19 protein-coding genes are annotated in these 19,833 nt (G+C 68.0%); 2 read left to right on the forward strand and 17 right to left on the reverse strand.

The window, feature by feature from the left end:
• Nucleotides 1–60: 60 nt before the first annotated feature.
• On the forward strand, nucleotides 61–462 hold the full coding sequence (locus NJ4_RS02490; RefSeq protein WP_245644416.1) for a hypothetical protein: 402 nt from the start codon (nucleotides 61–63) through the stop codon (nucleotides 460–462).
• 107 nt (nucleotides 463–569) lie between these two features.
• Here the strand turns inward: NJ4_RS02490 and NJ4_RS02495 are convergent, their stop codons facing one another.
• The 17 genes from NJ4_RS02495 to NJ4_RS02570 form a co-directional block, all read right to left on the reverse strand.
• Nucleotides 570–1,463: a universal stress protein gene (locus NJ4_RS02495; RefSeq protein ID WP_067429658.1), complete on the reverse strand. Its 894-nt coding sequence runs from the start codon at nucleotides 1,461–1,463 to the stop codon at nucleotides 570–572.
• Nucleotides 1,464–1,542: 79 nt separating this feature from the next.
• On the reverse strand, nucleotides 1,543–1,950 hold the full coding sequence (locus NJ4_RS02500; RefSeq protein WP_067429662.1) for a hypothetical protein: 408 nt from the start codon (nucleotides 1,948–1,950) through the stop codon (nucleotides 1,543–1,545).
• Nucleotides 1,951–2,112: 162 nt separating this feature from the next.
• Nucleotides 2,113–2,265 (reverse strand): hypothetical protein, encoded by a 153-nt coding sequence (locus NJ4_RS25485; protein WP_157550614.1) that lies wholly within the window; start codon nucleotides 2,263–2,265, stop codon nucleotides 2,113–2,115.
• Nucleotides 2,252–2,710, reverse strand: coding sequence for a hemerythrin domain-containing protein (locus NJ4_RS02505; RefSeq protein WP_067429664.1), 459 nt, complete (start codon nucleotides 2,708–2,710; stop codon nucleotides 2,252–2,254). Before NJ4_RS02505 ends, NJ4_RS25485 begins: the two co-directional genes overlap by 14 nt.
• Nucleotides 2,711–2,719: 9 nt before the next feature.
• Nucleotides 2,720–3,451, reverse strand: a complete 732-nt coding sequence (narI, locus tag NJ4_RS02510) for a respiratory nitrate reductase subunit gamma (RefSeq protein WP_067429669.1) — start codon at nucleotides 3,449–3,451, stop codon at nucleotides 2,720–2,722.
• Complete coding sequence (narJ, locus tag NJ4_RS02515; RefSeq protein WP_067429673.1) at nucleotides 3,448–4,152, reverse strand: nitrate reductase molybdenum cofactor assembly chaperone; 705 nt, start codon at nucleotides 4,150–4,152, stop codon at nucleotides 3,448–3,450. Before narJ ends, narI begins: the two co-directional genes overlap by 4 nt.
• Nucleotides 4,149–5,798: a nitrate reductase subunit beta gene (gene narH / locus NJ4_RS02520; protein WP_067429676.1), complete on the reverse strand. Its 1,650-nt coding sequence runs from the start codon at nucleotides 5,796–5,798 to the stop codon at nucleotides 4,149–4,151. The genes narJ and narH overlap by 4 nt, the downstream gene beginning before the upstream one ends.
• A 60-nt stretch (nucleotides 5,799–5,858) precedes the next feature.
• Nucleotides 5,859–9,554 (reverse strand): nitrate reductase subunit alpha, encoded by a 3,696-nt coding sequence (locus NJ4_RS02525; RefSeq protein WP_067429679.1) that lies wholly within the window; start codon nucleotides 9,552–9,554, stop codon nucleotides 5,859–5,861.
• Nucleotides 9,555–9,688: 134 nt separating this feature from the next.
• On the reverse strand, nucleotides 9,689–10,918 hold the full coding sequence (locus NJ4_RS02530; protein WP_067429682.1) for an MFS transporter: 1,230 nt from the start codon (nucleotides 10,916–10,918) through the stop codon (nucleotides 9,689–9,691).
• Nucleotides 10,919–11,029: 111 nt separating this feature from the next.
• Nucleotides 11,030–12,271 (reverse strand): NRAMP family divalent metal transporter, encoded by a 1,242-nt coding sequence (locus tag NJ4_RS02535; RefSeq protein ID WP_067429684.1) that lies wholly within the window; start codon nucleotides 12,269–12,271, stop codon nucleotides 11,030–11,032.
• A complete protein-coding gene (locus NJ4_RS02540; protein ID WP_067429686.1) occupies nucleotides 12,268–13,125 on the reverse strand; it encodes a hypothetical protein in 858 nt (285 codons plus the stop codon). The genes NJ4_RS02535 and NJ4_RS02540 overlap by 4 nt, the downstream gene beginning before the upstream one ends.
• 102 nt (nucleotides 13,126–13,227) lie before the next feature.
• Complete coding sequence (locus tag NJ4_RS02545; protein ID WP_067429688.1) at nucleotides 13,228–14,454, reverse strand: sensor histidine kinase; 1,227 nt, start codon at nucleotides 14,452–14,454, stop codon at nucleotides 13,228–13,230.
• Nucleotides 14,451–15,113 (reverse strand): response regulator transcription factor, encoded by a 663-nt coding sequence (locus NJ4_RS02550; RefSeq protein WP_174524572.1) that lies wholly within the window; start codon nucleotides 15,111–15,113, stop codon nucleotides 14,451–14,453. Before NJ4_RS02550 ends, NJ4_RS02545 begins: the two co-directional genes overlap by 4 nt.
• A gap of 38 nt (nucleotides 15,114–15,151) precedes the next feature.
• Nucleotides 15,152–15,661 (reverse strand): DUF2231 domain-containing protein, encoded by a 510-nt coding sequence (locus NJ4_RS02555; RefSeq protein ID WP_157550616.1) that lies wholly within the window; start codon nucleotides 15,659–15,661, stop codon nucleotides 15,152–15,154.
• A gap of 67 nt (nucleotides 15,662–15,728) precedes the next feature.
• Nucleotides 15,729–16,541, reverse strand: a complete 813-nt coding sequence (locus tag NJ4_RS02560; RefSeq protein ID WP_067429697.1) for an FAD:protein FMN transferase — start codon at nucleotides 16,539–16,541, stop codon at nucleotides 15,729–15,731.
• Entirely contained in the window at nucleotides 16,538–16,975 is a 438-nt protein-coding gene (locus tag NJ4_RS02565; RefSeq protein ID WP_169799202.1) for an FMN-binding protein, read from the reverse strand. The genes NJ4_RS02560 and NJ4_RS02565 overlap by 4 nt, the downstream gene beginning before the upstream one ends.
• A gap of 68 nt (nucleotides 16,976–17,043) precedes the next feature.
• Complete coding sequence (locus NJ4_RS02570; RefSeq protein WP_082748125.1) at nucleotides 17,044–18,423, reverse strand: ferredoxin reductase family protein; 1,380 nt, start codon at nucleotides 18,421–18,423, stop codon at nucleotides 17,044–17,046.
• Between the two features lie 359 nt (nucleotides 18,424–18,782).
• Here NJ4_RS02570 and NJ4_RS02575 point away from each other — a divergent pair, with 359 nt between their 5' ends.
• Complete coding sequence (locus NJ4_RS02575; protein ID WP_067430004.1) at nucleotides 18,783–19,829, forward strand: zinc-binding dehydrogenase; 1,047 nt, start codon at nucleotides 18,783–18,785, stop codon at nucleotides 19,827–19,829.
• Nucleotides 19,830–19,833 lie beyond the last annotated feature (4 nt).

Here is a 19,833-nt window from a genome sequence, read left to right on the forward strand (position 1 = left end):
CGCGCGCTCTATCACTCTGCCCTCGAGGTCCTTGTCGTCGGAACTCGATACGTGATCGAAATGACTCCACGGTGGGGGCTGCCTCCGGGGAACCGCGGCGTGGTCGCCGTCGGTCCCGTGGGACTCCAGGTCCTCGGCCGCTCGCCTCTCTTCCGCTACGAGGTCCACCGCTGGCGTGACGGCGTCATCCCGGATCTGACGGATGCCGTCGGAGGCGCTCAGCGACTCAGCAGCGACGAGCAGCACGCCCGGCGTTTGCTGGACCTCGTGCCGGACTTCCCTGCCCGCACCTGGGGCAGGGACGAGCAGGCAACGGGTGACATGTGGAACTCCAACTCCCTCACGTCCTGGCTTCTCGCCCGCAGCGGCCACGGTGTTGACTCCGTTGCGCCTCCCGGCCACGGCCGCGCGCCAGGATGGGCGGCCGGACTCGTCGTGGCTGCCAGGCAGAAGACGTCCTAGTGAGCATGCATCCAGCATCACGTCGATCCGAGCCGGACTTCAGCGGCAGAAGGCCGCATCGTATGTGTAGGTCAGACGGCCCGGTTTGAAGCAGTCCCTCGCGCCGCTCAGGACGTCCGCGAGGGCACGACCGCAACCATGCAGTCGGCGAACTCGACGAGCGCACGTGTCGGGCTGCCCGTCAGAACGTCGAGCGGTACGCCGTCCGGGTGGGCACCCACCACGACCATGCCCATGCCCTTGGCTGCCCGAATGAGGCAGTCCTCAACCAGACCGCGGCGCAACTGCACGCTGACCTCGACATCCGGGAACTTCTCCGACATCCCGGCGATCGTCTCGGCCACCAACCGGTACTCGTTCTCGTTGCCTGGTTCATCAGGTCCGATCAAGCTGAAACCCATGGGCCCGTGCGGGTCCCAGAAGCCGTGCATCACCGTCAGCGGCAGCGACCTGAGGGACGCCTGAAGATACGCGAACTCCAGCGGAGCGAGGTTGCGCTCGTGTCCACCGATGCCCACCACGATGCCGTTTCCCTCCGTGTCCGGCTTCTGAGGTCGCAGGATCACGACCGGGCATCCCGCATTCCGGGAGACCGCAAGGCTGACTGACCCGAGCTGCAGACTCGTCATCGGACCGCGTCCGTGTGATCCGAGCACGAGCATCGAGGCCCGCTTCGACGCCTCGTTCAGGACCTGGCGCGGGTCACCGATGACGAGCGCCTCCACGACATCGAGGTCAGGCGCTCTGGCGGTCACGATGTGATGCACGTGTGTCAGCAACGTCTGGGCCTCGCTCGTGACCGCATTGACCACGAGGTGGCGGTCCACTCCGTAGGGGCTGAGTCCGTCCCACCCCCGGACGTTGGCGCCGTGGAGCAGCGTCAACGGCCGCTTTTCGAGCTGTGCCTGGGCGATGGCCCAGTTGAGCGCCCGCTCGCTGTGCGTGGAGCCGTCGATTCCGACGACGATCGTGCCTGCGGGAAGTTGAGCAGCGGTGGTCATGCAACCAGACTCTGCCAGTCCACACGGCCCTGACAGCGGCCGATTGCCCGACCTCGGGGGCCGAATGACCCTTGTCCGACTACTCGTCCTCGGTGAGCTTGGATCTGTCGTCGGCAGCTGAGCTCCGATCACCTTTCGAGTCCAAGCGGTCGAGCGCCGCCGCGCGACGTGCGCTCACGGTTGCTTCGTAGTTGTCGTCCTTCAAGAACGCTCGAAGGCTGGCGGCAAGGTCACGACTGTTCGCCATCGCGTCTCGATCATCAGCCTGATCGTCTCGTTCCTGGGCGTCAGCAAGGATGCCCTGCACTGCTTCCCTTCGTTGCTCAATCACGGCCTCGCGCACATCAGTGCGGGCCTCACGTCGAGCAAGGCGAGACTCCCTCTTGTCTGCGAGCACGTCGCGCTCGTCGGCATCGCGCTCGCGCTGACGCTCCTCAGGACCAACGGCCTGGTCGAGTTCCTCGAACGGTACCTCTGGATCGTCCACAGCCGTCTCCCAACGAGCAATCGCTGTTTGGTTCCGGCCAACTCAAACCTGCCCCCACGCAGGGGCTGGGTCAGCGGATTGACACCTTGTGTCCATCAGACCACGGACATCGGGCGGAATCCAGGCCAGCCGCGCAATGCTGGAACTCCCGGACGTGTCCGCTCACGGTGGCATGTGCTCGGGGCGCAGCGGTTCGCGCAGGAACGGGTCGTCCTGCAGGTAGCACCAAGCATCGCTCGCGGCCCGGTCGAGCTCGGAGAGCCGGGCGAGGTCCGTGGGGCCGGCGGGTACCTGGGGCCGGTCACCCCACGTCATCCAGTCCCCCTCCGTGGGCACGCGTGACCAGGTCCCACCCTGCGCCACCGAGGGTGACGACCGCAACGGGGAAGATGCCCAGGTTCTCCCGGTCGATGTGCAGCGAGAGGTCCTGGAGCAGGACTTCGACGCGATCTCGGAAGTCCGGGGCTGCAGGGTCGAGGTCGGCCAACACGTCGTCGAATGCGGCATGATCTGCCTCGAGCTCGAGGACCTCCTCGACGAACTCACCCTCGTGCTTGAGGGCGGCGAAGACTCCGCGTTCCTCGCGACTCGCGTGCGGGACGAGCTGACGACCGAGCTCCGCAAGCAGGGCGCCAGCTCGCACCATCTCCCGGGCCGCCAGGCACCGCCTGATGTCCCCCGAGAGGTCAAGCATCGCGTAGTGCTCGTCCATCAGGCTCGCGATCGGCTCGATGCCTCGACATCCGCAGTGCTCACACATGTCGGTGCACTACTTGTTGATCCGGTCCCAGCCGCGGCGCGGGGTGTGGCTGCCCAACTCCTGTTCGTCACGGCTGCGGTAGACGATGTAGGGACGCGTCAGGTAGCCCACCGGTGCACTGAAGACGTGCACCAGGCGGGTGAAGGGCCACAGCGCGAAGAGTCCGAAGGCGACCAGCGCGTGCAGCTGGAACCCGAGGGGCGCATCCGCCATGAGCCCGGCATCGGGCTGGAACGCGAGGAACGAGCGGTACCAGACGGAGACTCCCTCTCGGTAGTTGTACTCCCCGCCGAGCGTGAAGATCGACCCGGCGATCGTGTTCCACATCCCGAGGAGGATCGCCACACCGAGGAACAGATACATGACCTTGTCCATCGGGGTCGTGGCCGAGAAGACCGGACCGACCGTGCGTCGCCGATAGATCAGGATGACCATGCCGACCGTCGCCATGATGCCCGCCACCAGCCCACCCCCGACCGCCACGACGTGGTAGACGTGGTCGTCGATGCCGACTGCCGCCGTCCACGATCGCGGCACGAGCAGACCGATCACGTGGCCACCGACGACCCCGAGCATGCCGAAGTGGAACAGCGGGCTGCCGATTCGCAGCAAGGTTCGCTCGTAGAGCTGGGAGGAGCGCGTCGTCCAGCCGAACTTGTCGTAGCGGTAGCGCCAGGCATGGCCGACGACGAAGACGGTCAGGCAGATGTAGGGCACCACGACCCACAGGAACGTGCTCATCGGCGAGCTCCGGGGAAGGACGGCATGGGCAGCAGGGTGGGTGACTCCTCGGGTGCGCCCGGGCTGAACGCCGGGGTGGCGAAGGGAGCGAGGCCGACCTCTTCCTCGGGCGGGCCCTCCGCGGCGAGCCGGCGTACGGCGTCCTGCTCGTCGCCCCGCAACGGCGGCAGCGTGGCGGTGATCGCATCAAGTAGATCGGCCCAGGGCTTGCGCATGTCGCGCAGCGAGATGCGCAGCAGCTCGAGCCCCGCCCGGTGGTCCAGCATCAGTCCCCGACCGAGGTCCTGGTCGCAGGTGGCGGCGTACTCGAGAACCACGGCCAGGTGGTCCGGCAGCTCGGACTCGTCGAGCACGAACCCCGAGCCGAGGTAGGTCTGCTTGAAGCGCAGCAGGGCCATCCCCCGCTTGCGCGTGTCGCCGTGGGCGAAGTAGGTGAGGAACAGGTTGCACCGGCGACGGTTGTCGAAGGTCTCCACGTAGTCCTCCTGCGCCAGCTCCAGCGGAGTCGAGCGGAGGTGAGCCACGAACCTGCGGATGGGCTCGCCGGTGGCGTCCGGCAGCTCGAGCGAGGCGGCGTGGATCAGGTCGAGCTGCTCCAGGAGAGCCTCGTCGGGGTAGCCCAGCAGCAACGACGTCGACTGCCAGACCACCGTCAGCTGCCCGGGTGACAGCGAGGAGTCCCGCCTGGACCGGCGGCTCACGAGTCCGGTCCCTTCGGCGGGAACAGCCCGGGTGGGGATCCCTTGCCGTCCCAGTTGAGCAGGTTCACCCGGGCACCCTTGTTCTCCGGCCCGGCCAGCGTGTCGGCGGTCTGCCGGTTCTGCAGCATCTCGAAGTTCTCCACCGCGATCGGCGTCGGTGTTCCGGAGCCCTCGCCGAACAGGTCGTGCTGCCCGCCGCCGTACTCACTCACAGCGCACTCCGTGCCGAGCTCCTCCAGCGAGTGCGCCTGCTCGGTGTGCGCGGAGGGGATGACGTAGCGCTCGTCGTACTTGGCGATCGCGAGGAGCCGGTACATGTCGTACATCTCCTCCTCGCTCATCCCGACCGCGGCCGGGATGGAGGGGTCCGACTCACGGCCCATGTTGATGTCGCGCATGTAGCAGCGCATCGCGGCCAGCTTCTTGAGCACGGCGTCCACCGGTGCGACGTCGCCTGCCGTGAACAGCTCGGCGAGGTACTCCACCGGGATCCGCAGTGCGTCGATCGCGGCGAACAGGTTGCCCTTGTCCTCGGCGTCCTCCCCAGTCTCCTGGACCACGTCGACCACCGGCGACAGCGGCGGGATGTACCAGACCATCGGCATGGTGCGGTATTCCGGGTGCAGCGGCAGGGCCACCCGGAAGGTGTTGATCAGCGCGTAGATCGGGGAACGCTGCGCGGCGTCGATCCAGTCGCGGGCGATGCCGGCCTTCTCGGCCTCACGCATCACCTCGGGGTCGAACGGGTCGAGGAAGACATCGCGCTGGGCCTCGTAGAGACCGTGCTCGTCCTCGGTCGAGGCGGCCTCCAGCACCTTGTCGGCGTCGTACAGCATGAGGCCGATGTAGCGCAGTCGACCGACGCAGGTCTCCGCGCAGACGGTGGGGAGGCCCACCTCGATGCGCGGGAAGCAGAACGTGCACTTCTCGGCCTTGCCGGTGCGGTGGTTGAAGTAGATCTTCTTGTAGGGGCAGCCGGAGACGCACTTGCGCCAGCCACGGCACTTGTCCTGGTCGACCAGGACGATGCCGTCCTCCTCGCGCTTGTAGATCGCACCGCTCGGACACGACGCCGCACACGACGGGTTCAGGCAGTGCTCGCAGATCCGCGGCAGGTAGAACATGAAGGTCTGCTCGAACTCGAACTTCACCTTGTCGGCGATCTTCGCGAGCATCGGGTCGCGGTGCGCGGTCTCGGTGGAGCCGCCCAGGTCGTCGTCCCAGTTGGCCGACCACGAGATCTTCATGTTCTTGCCGCTGATCAGCGACTTCGGCCGAGCGACGGGCGTGTGCTCCTGCGCCGGTGCATCGGTGAGCGTGGCGTAGTCGTAGGTCCACGGCTCGTAGTACTCGTCGATCGAGGGCAGCTTGGGGTTGGAGAAGATCGTCACGAGGCTCTTGAAGCGTCCACCGCCCTTGAGCTTCATCCGGCCGCTCTTGTTGAGCTCCCAACCGCCCTTCCACTTGTCCTGGTCCTCGTAGGTGCGCGGGTAGCCGAGCCCCGGTCGGGTCTCGACGTTGTTGAACCAGATGTATTCCGTGCCCGACCGGTTCGTCCACGCCTGCTTGCACGTCACCGAGCAGGTGTGACACCCGATGCACTTGTCGAGGTTCATCACCATCGCCATCTGCGCCATCACACGCATGTCAGTGCCCCCTCGGGGATCGAGTGACGCGAGCGCCGGCGAGCGTCGTATCGAGACCCATCAGTACGTCACGTCCTGGCTGCGCTTGCGGATGATGGTGACCTCGTCACGTTGGTTGCCGGTGGGGCCGAGATAGTTGAACGCGAACGTCAACTGCGCGTAGCCCCCGATCAGGTGGGACGGCTTCACGAGCAGCCGGGTCAGCGAGTTGTGGATGCCGCCGCGCTTGCCCGACGTCTCCGCGAGCGGTACGTCGATGAGACGGTCCTGCGCGTGGTACATGTACACCGTGCCCTCGGGCATCCGGTGCGAGACGATCGCCCGGGCGACGACGACACCGTTGCGGTTGACCGCCTCGATCCAGTCGTTGTCCTTGATGCCCACCTTCGCGGCGTCCCGGTCGCTCATCCAGATGTTCTGCCCGCCGCGAGAGAGCGACAGCATGAACAGGTTGTCCTGGTACTCCGAGTGGATCGACCACTTGTTGTGCGGGGTCAGGTAGCGCACGGTCAGGCCCTCGACCTCTCCGTTCGAACCGTCGGAGACGTTGCCGAGAGCGGGTTCCGCGAACAGCGCGGCCATGTTGAGCGGCGGACGGTAGACGGGCAGGCCCTCACCGAGCTCGGTCATCCAGTCGTGGTCGAGGTAGAAGTGCATGCGCCCGGTCAGCGTGTGCCAGGGCTTCTTGCGCTCCACGTTGATGGTGAACGGCGAGTACCGTCGCCCACCCGTCTCGGAGCCCGACCACTCCGGTGAAGTGATCACCGGCACCGGCGGGCCCTGGGTGTCGGCGAAGGTGATCTGCTTGCCCTCGTGCTCCTCGGCCAGGTCGGCCAGTCGCACCCCGGTGCGCTTCTCGAGAGTCTTGAAGCCCTGGGTGGCCAGGTGGCCGTTGGTGGTGCCCGACATCGCGAGGATCGCCTCGCAGACGTTGACGTCCTTCTTCAGCGAGGGCCGACCGTCCGCGACGCCGCCTCGAACGGCGCCGTTCTTGGCCCGCAGGTAGTCGACCTGTTTGCCCAGCTCGAAGGTGACTCCCTTGGTGGTCGCGCCGAGGGTGTCGACCAGCGGCCCGAGCGCGTTCATCTTCTCGGCGACGGCGCCGTAGTCACGTTCGACCTCGACCAGCTTGGGCATCGTGACGCCCGGGATCGGCTCGCACTCGCCCTTCTTCCAGTCGCGGACCACGCCGTGCGGGTTCGCCATCGCGTCGGGGGTGTCGTGCGTCAACGGCACCGCGACGACGTCCTTGCGGACCCCGAGGTGGGTGGTGGCCAGCTCGCTGAACTTCTCGGCGATGGTCTGCCACGCGTCCCAGTCGGTGCGGGTCTGCCACGGTGGTGCGATCGCCGGGTTGAAGGAGTGCACGAACGGGTGCATGTCGGTGGTGTTGAGGTCGTGCTTCTCGTACCAGGTGGCCGCCGGCAGCACGACGTCTGAGAAGATCGTCGTGCTGGTCTGCCGGAAGTCGATGGTCATCAACAGGTCGAGCTTGCCCTCGGGTGCCTCGTCGCGCCACGTCACGTCGACGGGGCGTTGGCCCTCGGGTGTCTCGGTGGCGCGCACCGACGAGTCGGTGCCGAGCAGGTGCTTGAGGAAGTACTCGTTGCCCTTGCCCGACGAGCCGAGCAGGTTGGCCCGCCAGATGGAGAGAATGCGCGGGTAGTTCTGCGGCGCATCGGGATCTTCGCCGGCGAAGTCGAGCTCGCCCGCCTTGAGCTGCTCCACGATGTACTCGCCCACGGGCTTCCCCGCGGTGGCCGCGTCGTCGCTCAGGTCGAGCGGGTTGCGGTCGAACGTGGGGTACGACGGCATCCACCCCATGCGTGCGCTCTGCGCGATCACGTCGGCCGTGGACTTGCCAGCCAGCTGGCCGGTGCCCGTGGTGGCTGAGAGGGTGTCGGCGCCGAACTGGTCATAGCGGAACTGGTTGGTGTGGAGGTACCAGTACGCCGTCTGGATCATGTTGCGCGGAGGCCGGTTCCAGTCGAGCGCATTGGCGATCTGGGTGTAGCCGGTGATCGGCCGCACCTTCTCCTGCCCGACGTAGTGGGCCCAGCCTCCGCCGTTGACGCCCTGGCAGCCGGTCAGGTTGGTCAAGGTGAGGAACGCGCGGTAGATCGTGTCGGAGTGGAACCAATGGTTGGTGCCGGCCCCCATCACGATCATCGAGCGCCCCTTGGACTCCTCGGCATTCGCGGCGAACTCGCGGCCGATCCGGGCCGCGGTCGCAGCCGGGACGCCGGTGATCTTCTCCTGCCACGCGGGCGTGTACGGCGACTCCGGGTCGTCGTAGTCGCTGGCCCACTCCCCCGGCAATCCGTCGCGGCCGACGCCGTACTGCGCGAGCAGCAGGTCGAAGACCGTGGTGACGAGGTGACCGTCGATGCGGCGCACCGGAACACCCCGGGGCAGGTCGGCAGCCGCACCGTCGGGGGTGTCGAAGCGTGGGAACCGGACGAGCACGGTCTCTTCGGCCCCGTCGAGCAGTGAGAGCTTCGGGTCAGTCTCGCCGAGTTCGAGGTTCCACTTGCCGACCCCGGCGTCGCCGTAGCGATGGCCGAGCGAGCCGTTCGGCACGACCGGCTCGCCGGTGCGTGCGTCGATGAGGACGGTCTTGAAGGCGGCGTTCTCCTCCGCCGGATCGGTCGAGGCGAGGTCGGAGGCGGTCAGGAACTTGCCCGCGGTGAACTGGCCATCGGCGGCTTCGTCGAGCCTCACCAAGTAGGGCAGGTCGGTGTAGGCCTTGACGTAGTCGGTGAAGTACGGCGTCTGGCGGTCGACGAAGAACTCCTTGAGCACGACGTGGCCCATCGCCATCGCCAGCGCGGCATCGGTGCCCGGCCTCGCGGGCAGCCACTCGTCGGCGAACTTCACGTTGTCGGCGTAGTCGGGCGCGACCGCGACGACCTTCTGACCCCGGTAGCGGGCCTCGACCATCCAGTGCGCGTCCGGGGTGCGGGTGACCGGAAGGTTCGAGCCCCACATGATCAGGTAGCCGGCGTTCCACCAGTCGCCCGACTCCGGGACGTCGGTCTGGTCGCCGAACACCTGGGGTGAGGCGACCGGCAGGTCGGCGTACCAGTCGTAGAAGCTCAGCATCGAGCCGCCGATGAGGTTCACGAACCGGGCACCGGAGGCGTGGGAGACCATCGACATGGCGGGGATCGGCGAGAACCCGGCGACCCGGTCGGGGCCGTACTTCTTGATCGTGTGCACGTGCGCAGCCGCGACGATCTCGCTGGCCTCTTCCCACGTGGCACGGACCAGGCCGCCCTTGCCGCGGGCCGACTTGTAGGCCTTGGCCCGGAGCGGGTTCTCGACGATGTGCGCCCAGGCCTTGACCGGGTCACCGTCGTGCTGGGCCTTGGCCTCGCGAAACATCTGGAGCAGGACACCCCGCACGTAGGGGTAGCGCACCCGGGTCGGCGAGTAGGTGTACCAGGAGAACGCCGCGCCACGGGGGCAGCCGCGGGGTTCGTACTCCGGGGAGTCCGGGCCCACCGACGGGTAGTCGGTCTGCTGGGTCTCCCAGGTGATGATGCCGTCCTTGACGTAGACCTTCCACGAGCAGGAGCCCGTGCAGTTCACGCCGTGCGTGGAGCGGACCACCTTGTCGTGGCTCCACCGGTCGCGGTAGAAGTCGTCGGCATCGCGTCCACCGGTCTTGTGCAGGGAACGCAGGTCTTCGGAGACCTTGTCCCTCGTGAAGTAGCGGCGAGTGCGCACCAGCGCTTCGCTCAGCCCACCGTCCATTCCGACTGCGTTCCCGTTGCGCTGGGTCTGGCTCTTGGCTTCATGGCTCACGCGACATTGCCTCAGGTCTTCTGCGGGTGTGTGCTTCGGACCGTTCATCTCGGACCATACTCGCTTGGCCTGAAGACGTCAGGTCATGCATCGGCGGACTGGTGGGTTCGTGCGGTGCGGGCGACCACGGTGATCGTGAGTGCCAGCGCCAGGGCGGCAGTCACTGACAGCATCCACAGGCCGATGGCGTAGGAGTCGGTGCGGCCGTAGATGTAGCCCATGATCAGTGGCGGCAGGAACCCGCCCAGCCCGCCAGCCGCGCCGACCATTCCGGTCACACCGCCGACCCGTGACTGCTCGGTCACTCGTGCGACCAGTGCGAAGGTCGCGCCGCTCCCGGCTCCGAGAGCTGCAGCCATGGCCAGGAACGAGAAGGTTCCCACGTGTTCCAGGATCGGCTGCGTGGCCGTGATGCCAGCCCCGACCACCACGATGCCGTAGCCGGTGGCGAGCACCGGGATCGCGCCGAACCGGTCCGAGAGCCAGCCGCCAACTGGTCGCATGATGACCGCGACGACGACGAATCCGGCCATCCGGTTCGCGGCGTCGGCAGGGGTCAGCTCGTAGGCGACCTTGAGGTACGACGGCAGGTAGACCGAGAACGCGACGTAGCCGCCGAAGGCCACCGCGTAGAGCAGGCTGGCCTGCCAGGTGATCGGGAGACGTGCGGTCGCGGTCAGCCGTTGCACCAGTGGTGTGGTGGGGACGGTGCGTCCCGGCGCATCGCGCAGCACCAGCCACGCCGCGGCTGCGTAGACCGCGAGTACGACGGCCATGATCAGGAACGGTGCCCGCTCACCGACGTTGGTGTAGAGCTTCACCGTGGTCAGCGCACTGATCGCGGTGCCGCCCATTCCGGCGCCGAAGATGCCGACAGCCAGGCCGCGTCGCTCCGGCGGGAACCAGGCGTTGACGAACGGCACACCGACCGCGAACGCAGTGCCGCCGATCCCGAGGAAGAAGCCACCGAAGAGCAGGGCGGCGTACGACGTCTGCGCGAAGAAGCCGATGAACAGGACCGGCACGATGGTCGCTGCCGACACCAGCGGGAACATGACCCGTCCGCCGAAGCGGTCTGTCAGCGCGCCGACGACGATCCTTCCCAGCGACCCGACGACGACGGGCACTGCGACCAGCAGTGCCACGTCGGACTCGGTCAGCGCCCCCAGGGTCCCCTTGTCGCGGAACAACGGGCCGAGGGGGCTCAGGAGCGCCCATGCCCAGAAGTTGACCGCGAAGCCGAGAGTGGCCATCGCCAGCATCAGCCCAGGGGAACCGGCGGTGCCTCGCGTCGTCTTGTCGACGGTGGTCATGACCGTGACGCTACTCGTTGTTGGTGTCTGCACGCATCCACCTTGGCAAGGAAGTCCGAGTTGCGACCGGGCCGAAGGTCCCTTCTCCGTGGGGCCAACGAATCGGCACCGTCAGACAACCAGCAGCACCACGCAGAGCGTGACCGCGACGACCACGAGAATCTGCATCGCCGCGAGCGGCCGGGACACGACGTGGCCGCCCAGGACTGTTCGGTCGCGAGAGAGTCGGGCCATCAGCACCAGGAGTGGAACAATCAGGACCGCGTTGAGCATCTGGGTCCACACCAGGACCGGCACGAGTGGCAGGGCAGGAATCAGCACGATCCCGGCGGCGACCGTCGTGACGGCGATGTTGCTCAGGTAGAACAGGCGCGCCTCGGAGAAGGAGCGGTCCAGGGCGGCTTCGGAACCCGTGAAGTCGCAGACGGAGTAAGCGGTGGACAGCGGAAGGATGGCAGAGGCCAACAGCGCCGCCCCGATCAGCCCGACCGCCAGACACAGCCCGGCGAGGTTGCCCGCAACGGGCGCAAGGGCGGCAGCGGCGTCGTCGGCGGTCTGGATGCTGACGTCTGACTCGTGCAGGGTCGCCGCACAGGAGACCACGACGAAGAAGCCGATGATGCCGGTGAGCGCCGCACCGAGCACGACGTCCAGGCGCTCGTATCGAAGGTCCTTGACGGTCAGCCTCTTGTCGACTGCGTAGGACTGGATGAAGCTCACACCCCAAGGTGCCAGCGTGGTGCCCACCGTCGCGGCCACGATCAGTGTGTCGTCGTGGCGGAGGCTCATCCGTGGAGTCACCAGGCCAGTGAAGGCGGCGGACCAGTCCGGTTGGGCGAGTATGCCGGCGCCCAGGTAGGCGAGGAAGACGGCGGCCAACGCCATCAACACGTGTTCGACGCGATGAAAGCTTCCCGCGAGCACCAGCCACGACACAGCCACGGCAGCCACCGGCACGGCGACGTAGCGGCTGACACCCAGGAGTTCCCCACCGGCGGCGATCCCGGCGAACTCCGCGGTCGCCGTACCCAGGTTCGCGGCAACCAGCGCCACCAGCGCAGCCGCGCCGATGCCGACCCCGTAGCGGTGTCGAATCAGACCGATCAGCCCCTGGCCGGTGACGACACCCAGTCGCGCCCCGAGGTCGTGGAAGACCATCAGGGCCACGGTGGAGAGCAACAGCACCCACAACAACCTGTAACCGTGGTCGGCACCCAGCACGGAGTACGTCGTGATGCCCGCCGGGTCGTCGTCGGAGAGGCCTGCCAGCAGGCCCGGTCCGAGGACGGCGAGGAGCGGCAGGGATCTTCTGATCGGACGCCGTGCCGCTTCTGCCCGGGCGGCTTCCGTCATTCCCGGTCACCGTCGCGGCGGTGCGTCGCGGGGCTGTGGAGGCGCCAGCCGCCCAGCCGACGGGTGCGCCGCGGCGGCCCGCCACTGCCCGTCACCCGGGCCCGCACATGCGGGTGCAGCAACCCCACGGCCTCCTCGCGCAGGTCCCGGTCGGCGGCATGGATGATGTCGCGTGCGTGTGCCACGGGGACGCGGGTCAGCACCTCGGCCATGCCTTGGGCAGGGAGCGTGAGCACCCGCGGGTGTGGGGTCGCCAACTGCGCCGCATGACCGTGTGCCGAGATCAGGTGGACCTCGGACAGCGGCACCGCCTGCTGCGCGGAGGCCGACGATGCTCTGCCTCCGAAGCGACGCAGCATCCCGGAGGTGCTGAGGTCAACGCCGACGACGTGTGCACCGTCGGGGCCGACCTCGATGACGACGTCACTCACCCGGGTACGCCTCGGCGGCACGGCCAGGACGACAGGTGCATCAAGCACATCCCGGCGCACCAGCAGACTGGTCGGGCCGGGCACCGACTCGGTCGCCGGCGCGGCAGTCCCGCTCAAGGTGAGTGTCCCCGTGCCGGGCCGGGCAGAAAGGCTCGCGAACGGGGCCACGAGGCGTCGACCGTCCGGGGCCCCGATGACCACGTGCGTGACCGGCGGATGCTGGGCGCCCGCGACCAGGTCCGTCACCAGGTCCCGAAACCACCCGAGTCGATGACCCGACTCGTCGAACACGCCGGCGCCCAGCCAGTTCGAGAACAGGTGCAGCCCGGGAGCGACGTCGCAACTCCGTTCGGTACGTCGTCCGCGCTCAACGAGGCGGACGCCTCCAGCGAGCCACCGGCGCCAGTGCAGACGTCGTTCCATGGCGCAATTCTGTGCCGTCACCACCCGGCACAGGCAGGGGCGAACGACGCCGCTCCGTAGGACCTTCGGCCCCGCGGAGCGCTGTGGCCGATGATCCGGGGCTCACCTCGTCCGGCGCGGCAGAGTGAGGGTGAACACTGCGCCCGACTGGCCATCGGTGCGGTTCGCGACGGCGACCCGGCCCTGGTGATTGGCCGCCACGTCGGCAACCAGGGCAAGGCCGAGGCCGTAGTGGCGAGGGGCACCCGGAACTGGTGCCTCGGCCCGGTGGCTGGAGAACCGATCGAACAGCCGTGGTGCGACATCCTTCGGAATCCCGGGACCGTCGTCGGTCACCTGGATGTCCACCCGGTCTGCGGAAGCCCGTACGGCGATCACGACTGCGGACCTTGCGTGGCCCACAGCGTTCTCGAGCAGCGCCAGAAGGGCACGGCGCAGTGCCGAGGACGACCCCTCGATGGCGGGACCCGATGCTCCAGGGGTCACGGTGAGGGTCACTCCCGACTTTTCAGCGGTCGCGGCTGTGGATCCTGCCACGTCCGCGACCAGGCCGCCGATGTCGACAGACGTCCACTGGGTCTGGGTGCGAGTGTCTGCGGCAGACAGCAGCTCGTCGAGAATCTCGCTGAGTGTTCGGGTGTCCCCGACGATTCCTTCGACATCGGCGAGCACGTGGTCCGTCACGCTGGGGTCGCGGTCCAGACGACGTGACAGCAGCTGTGCGCGGGTGCTCAACAACGTGAGCGGCGTACGCAACTCATGGCCCGCATCGGCCACGAACCTGCGTTGCATGGCGATGGTCTCGGCCAGCGGCCGAACGGTTCGCCGGGCCAACCAGGCGGCCACCAGTGCCGCCAGCAACACACCCACCACGCCTGCGATCAGCAGGGCCGTGAGGATGCGGCCGCGTTCCTCGGCCGCCTCGTGCTGGTCCAGGACGGCCTGTGTGACCCGGTCGCCCACCGCGACGGTCCGGACCGTGTAAGTGTCGCCGCCGCGCTCGATGTCGACCTGGCGGGTCTTGCCGTCGCGTTGCGTGGCGGCGATCTGATCCTCGTCGGGCAGTCCCTTCGGCATCCCCGGGGAGATGGTCCGACCCTCCGGTCCCACCACCACGACCAGCACGCCGGGGGGTGCCTCGCTGGCCGCATCTATGTTGCTCGTCGTGTCGCTCAGCAGCTGGTCGGCTGCCGCATCGGCCGCTCGCTCATAGACCACGAAGAGCAGCGCGCCGACAACCAGGAGGCACCCCACGACGAGGGCCCCCGCCTGGAGGCCCAGCCGGACCGACGTACGACGCAAGTCGGCCGCGTCGCCGACGGCCTTCACAGGTTCCCCAGCCGGTAGCCGAGTCCGCGTACGGTCGCCACGACGCCACGGTGGAGCTTGCGCCGCAGATAGTGCACGTAGGTGTCGACGACGCCCTCGTCCTCGGCACTCTCGAAAACGCTCTCCAACAGTTCCTGGCGAGAGAAGACGCGACGAGGACTGCGCGCCAGCGCGCAGAGCAGCTTCGCCTCGCGCTCGGACAGGGTGACCTCGCCCGACGGTGTCGCCACCGATCGCGAGGAGATGTCCAACTCGCCCCCGGGCACCCGCAGGACGTCGACGTGGTCCTGCGGACGTCGCAACAGACCGCGCAGCCTGGCGAGCAACTCGTCGACGTCGAAGGGCTTGCCGAGGTAGTCCTCGGCACCGGCATCGAGCCCGTCCACACGATCGCTCGGCTGGCCGAGGGCCGACAGCACCAGGGTGGGGACATGGCGCCCGCGCGCCCGCAGTCTGGTGAGCAGGTCGAGCCCCTCGATCGCGGGCAGGCCGCGATCGAGGAGCATCAGGTCGAAGTCGCGGGTCAACCCCAGGTGCAGGCCCCGCTGACCGTCACGGGCCAGTTCCACGGCGTATCCCTCGCCAGTGAGCAGCTCGGTCAGCATCGTGGCCAACTGGGGGTCGTCCTCGACCACGAGCAACTGCGCAACTGGGTCCATGCCGTCAGAATAGAAGCACGCCGGCTCGCGAGGCGCCGTCACTTGTTGACGGGACCCTGCTCCACCGTCTGAGCCGCCGGCCGGGACCAGGCAGCCTTCGCCCCGCTGTGGCCGATCAGGACGACCTGCACTGTCGTCCCGAGCGCGGCAACAACTGCCAGCACCGAGATGGCCACCGGCACCCAGCGCTGCGACGCGGGGACGGCGCCCGGCCCACGACGATCCTGACGCCAGTGCCAGGCATACAGCCCGGCCGCCCCGGCCACGAGCGCGATCATCCACGGCAGCAGCCCGTCGGCGAGTTCGGCGTGCTTCTCGATCAGGGTGCTTCCGCCGACCTGGTGCTCCAGGGACTCACCGCTCGAGGTCGACAGGGGGTCGAGAATCAGCCCGAGCACGGCCAGGGCGAGTGGCAGTGGCCCGGACCATCGACGGAATCGGCGCCACACGGCAGCGAGCAGGACGGCCAGGGCGGCGGCCGGCACGATCACCACGGTGGCGTGGACGAGGAGCGGGTGGATGGGAAGTCCCGCTATTGAATGGGGCACAAGGTTTCCTCTCGAAGGGTCTGGGCACAGCCTCCCGAAGAGTTCTTGGAAGATTCTTGGAGCCCACCTAGGCAGACCGGAGCCAATGTCCCGGATCGCTCACGAAACCGGTGTCACTGATGAGGAACGCGTCGACGTCCATCGCCACGAACCTCTCGACCAGGGACGGAGCATGTTCCCCGGCCGCGGCGAGGGCCGTGGCGCAGGCGTCCGCGATGGCTCCCCCGTCCTCGACGAGGTCGAGCCTCGCGACCGCGGTCGCGGACGCGACGGAGACGGGAAACCGACCGGTGTGCGGATCGCTCACGTGGGCACCGAGCTCCGCCGTCCCGGAGGTCGCCACCGCCCACCTCGTCGAGCTCCGGTCGAGTTCGATGACTCCGGCCACGGCACGCGTACGGTGCGGGTCACTGATGCCGATCCGCCACGGCGCAACGGGGCTCTCCGGCGCGGACCTTCCGGACACGACGAGGTCACCGGCGGCGTTCACGACATGGTCCGGCAGACCATGGAGGATCAGGATGTCGCTGGCCTGCTGAGCCGCCCAACCCTTGACCAGGCCCGTCGGATCCGGCCCCGGGTCTCCATAGGCCGGGCGACGCCAGAACGGGGAGAAGTAGCCGTCGGTCAGCGCAACGAGCCGGGTGGCGATCTGCACCAACCGCTGGACTTCGGCCGGGCAGTCCTCGGGCACGAGCACACCGCTGATCAACCGGCTGACCCACGACTCGGGACGCCAGGCGCTGAACGAGTCATCGATCTCGTGGAGCCGATGGGTGACGGCATCGACCGCCGTCGCGAGGGAGTCGGGATCGGCGGGTGTACGCACATCCAGCGAGACCACCGTTCCCATGGTGGAAACCAGCTCGACCTGTCTCATGAGCCGCTCCTGTCCAGTGCCGACTGCAAGGACATGGCGTACCCGGCAGACGTGTACGACGCACCCGACACGCTGTCGATGTGGGCACTCTGCGCGGCCAGCGCCTCGCTGCGCAGCTGCGGCTCGGCGAACTGGCTGATGTCGCCGGAGCGGCCACCCTGAGGCAGCGACAACGTGGAGATGTCGGTGATGCGGGGTCCCGTCATCGTCACCTTCACCTGGACGACGCCGTAGCTCACGTCGTACGCCTCGCCCACGATGACCTTCTTGCCCTGCGCGGTTCCACCGGTCGCCACTGGAGCAGGGGTCGGCGAGGGCGTCGTCGCTACGTTGGGCCCGGCCTCGGTCACGAGCCCCGAGGAGGCGAGGGCGTCGTGTGGTCGCGGTGTCACCGTCGCCCGCAGCCCGACCACCCCCGCGACCGTTGTGAGCATGCCCGCGAACGCAGCTGCGCGACGCACACGCCTGCGCCGTGCCCGACTCCGGTCGGGAATCGCGGTGCTCATGCCATCTCGAAATCTTCGGAGTGGAGCTGGCGGACAGGCACCCGCAACTCACGCAGGGCACGCAGGACATCGTGGGTCATGCCTGCCGGGCCGCACACATAGACGTCGCGCGAACGCACGTCGGGGACGAGTTGGTGGATCGCCGCCGGAGAGAAGGGGTCAGCCCCCAACTCGGAACGGTGACCGACCACGTAGAAGACGCGGAGGCCGGCCTCCCGCGCGAGGAGATCGAGCTCGTGACGCAGGGCCAGGTCACGCTCGTGCCCGACTCGATAGACCAGCACCGCGTCCAGGTGATGCCGGGGTCCTCGCCGGACCAGTTCCTCGGCGAGCGCGCGGATGGGGCCGATGCCCGACCCCCCGGCGACCAGCAGGAGTCGGGTGCCGACGCTCCTGCCCAACGTGAAGTGTCCGAAGGGTCCCTCGGCAATCACCGGTGTGCCCGGGCGTAGATGTGCCAGCGCGGCGCTGTGGTCGCCGGCATCCTTCACCGTGATCCGTAGCCGACCGTCCTGTGGAGCCGCGGACAGGGAGTAGGGGTGGGCCGACCACACGTGACCCGGTGCGAGGAACCGCCACAGCAGGAACTGTCCGGCCTCGGCGCCGAGATCGTGCAGCCGGCGCCCGCGAACCCAGACGCTCACGACTCCGGGGCTCTCAACGACGACCCGTTCGACCAGCATGCGGTGCCGAAACCAGGTGCGGAAAGGCAGGAACACACGCCCTCGTAGCACTTCGATCGCCACGAAGAGGTAGAGGCCCCACCACAAGGCACGGTTCACAGGGTGCCCCACGAAGTCCTGCCCCGCGTTGATCTGGTGCATGAACGCCAGGGACACTGCGGCGTACGCCGTCAGATGCACGGCGTACCACGCCTCGTAGCTCAACCGGCGCCGCATCGCACGGCCACTCGTCACGGCCACCAGGCCGAACAGCAGCAGCCCCGCCGTCGCCTTCAGCATCGAGGGGTACGTCGACAGAACCCGCCACCCGGTCGAGACGACTGCGCGGTGATCGGTGAGGCTGTAGCCCTCGACAATCAGCAGGACGTGGGCGACCAGCAGCAGCACCGTATTGGTGCCGAGGCCGCGGTGCCATGCAGTGAGCCGGTCGAACCCGACGGCGTGCTCGAACCACGCAATGCGCGCCATCAACAGCAACTGTACGAGCACCAGGTAGGCGCCCAGCAGGCCCGCAAGGCGGCCGGCCGCCGTCACCGCGGCACCGGCACCGTGCATCGGGCTGGGATCGATCCACCACATCACGACGATCGCGATGGCCCCCGCAACGAGAGCCAGCCGCACACCCACGTGACCTGCCGAAGGCTCCGCCACGCGCGTCGGCGCGGTCACGTGTCGTTCCGGTGCCACGGTCATGGTCACGCCACCCTTCTCATCGTTGCCTGCCATCAACGGTAGGAACGAATTCTCGGAGATTCCTTGGAGCGGCCGTATCGGCACAGAGACATTCGGCCCCACAGGATGTGACCTTTCACCCTGTGACATTCGCCGGCGTGGGCGTGTGGTGGGGGTGCGTCGGAGATGCGGGCGTCACGCACACCCACACCGTCGGCGCCCTGCCCCGTCGGGCAGGCCTCGTGAACGGCTTCCGTGCGGGGCAGAGGGCACGGAAGCCGTCCACACCACGTGGCATGCGAAGTCAGGGCGTTGGGCCCGTGCTCGGCACAACGCCCAAGAGCACGCTGGCATCACCGACCCCGATCGAGGAGGATCTCATGCACGCACTCGTCTACCACGGCCCCGGCCAGCGCAGCTGGGACCAGGTGCCAGACCCAGATCTGAAATCGGACACGGACATCATCGTCGGCGTTGACGCGGTGACCATCTGCGGCACCGACCTGCACATCCTCAAGGGCGACGTACCTGAGGTGGAATCTGGCCGCATCCTGGGCCACGAGGCGGTGGGCACTGTCGAGGAAGTGGGTTCCGCCGTGCGCAAGGTGCGTCCCGGCGACCACGTCCTGGTTTCCTGCATCACCGCGTGCGGCTCCTGCCGATTCTGTCGCGAAGCCCGGTACGGCCAGTGCACCGGCGGTGGCGGCTGGGCCCTCGGACACACCATTGACGGTGTCCAGGCGGAGTACGCCCGCGTCCCCTTCGGCGACATGTCCACACATCTCCTGCCGGCGGGTGTCAGTGACGAGGCCGTCGTCCTGCTGGCGGACATCCTGCCCACCAGCCATGAGGTCGGAGTCCTCGCGGGACGAGTCCGTCCTGGTGACGTGGTCGTCATCGTCGGTGCCGGACCGATCGGTCTGGCCGCGGTGATGACGGCACAGCTCTACTCCCCCACCAGCATCGTCGTCGTCGACCCGTCGCCACCACGTCGCGATGCGGCCAAGCGCCTCGGTGCCGACATCGTCCTTGACGCGAGCGACGGGGTGAGCGAGGTCGTCGCAAGCCTGACGGAGGGTCTGGGGGCGGACGTGGTCATGGAGGCTGTGGGCCGGCCCGAGACCTTCGAGCTGTGTGCCCGACTGGTGCGGCCCGGCGGGCACGTGGCCAACATCGGTGTGCACGGCGCACCGGCGACGCTGCACCTGGAGTCCCTCTGGGCCAAGGACGTCACGATCACGATGGGGCTCGTCGACACCATGACCACGCCGACACTGCTGCGGCTCCTGGCCGATGGCCAGATCCACCCGACGTCGATCATCACGCACCGGTTCGCGCTGGACCGGATGATGGAGGCGTACGACGTCTTCGGTGCCCCAGCGGAAACGGGTGCCCTGAAAGTGGTGCTCACACGTTCCGGCTCCTGATCCG

Source organism: Nocardioides jensenii JCM 1364 = NBRC 14755, from assembly GCF_001552535.1.
Taxonomy (GTDB): domain Bacteria; phylum Actinomycetota; class Actinomycetes; order Propionibacteriales; family Nocardioidaceae; genus Nocardioides; species Nocardioides jensenii.

Coding starts and splice junctions, on each gene's coding strand:
- NJ4_RS02490 (WP_245644416.1), top strand. CDS start 61: ATGACTCCACGGTGGGGGCTGCCTCCGGGGAACCGCGGCGTGGTCGCC.
- NJ4_RS02495 (WP_067429658.1), bottom strand. CDS start 1,463: ATGACCACCGCTGCTCAACTTCCCGCAGGCACGATCGTCGTCGGAATC.
- NJ4_RS25485 (WP_157550614.1), bottom strand. CDS start 2,265: ATGACGTGGGGTGACCGGCCCCAGGTACCCGCCGGCCCCACGGACCTC.
- NJ4_RS02505 (WP_067429664.1), bottom strand. CDS start 2,710: ATGTGTGAGCACTGCGGATGTCGAGGCATCGAGCCGATCGCGAGCCTG.
- narI (WP_067429669.1), bottom strand. CDS start 3,451: ATGAGCACGTTCCTGTGGGTCGTGGTGCCCTACATCTGCCTGACCGTC.
- narH (WP_067429676.1), bottom strand. CDS start 5,798: ATGCGTGTGATGGCGCAGATGGCGATGGTGATGAACCTCGACAAGTGC.
- NJ4_RS02525 (WP_067429679.1), bottom strand. CDS start 9,554: ATGGACGGTGGGCTGAGCGAAGCGCTGGTGCGCACTCGCCGCTACTTC.
- NJ4_RS02530 (WP_067429682.1), bottom strand. CDS start 10,918: ATGACCACCGTCGACAAGACGACGCGAGGCACCGCCGGTTCCCCTGGG.
- NJ4_RS02535 (WP_067429684.1), bottom strand. CDS start 12,271: ATGACGGAAGCCGCCCGGGCAGAAGCGGCACGGCGTCCGATCAGAAGA.
- NJ4_RS02540 (WP_067429686.1), bottom strand. CDS start 13,125: ATGGAACGACGTCTGCACTGGCGCCGGTGGCTCGCTGGAGGCGTCCGC.
- NJ4_RS02550 (WP_174524572.1), bottom strand. CDS start 15,113: ATGGACCCAGTTGCGCAGTTGCTCGTGGTCGAGGACGACCCCCAGTTG.
- NJ4_RS02560 (WP_067429697.1), bottom strand. CDS start 16,541: ATGAGACAGGTCGAGCTGGTTTCCACCATGGGAACGGTGGTCTCGCTG.
- NJ4_RS02565 (WP_169799202.1), bottom strand. CDS start 16,975: ATGCTCACAACGGTCGCGGGGGTGGTCGGGCTGCGGGCGACGGTGACA.
- NJ4_RS02570 (WP_082748125.1), bottom strand. CDS start 18,423: ATGACCGTGGCACCGGAACGACACGTGACCGCGCCGACGCGCGTGGCG.
- NJ4_RS02575 (WP_067430004.1), top strand. CDS start 18,783: ATGCACGCACTCGTCTACCACGGCCCCGGCCAGCGCAGCTGGGACCAG.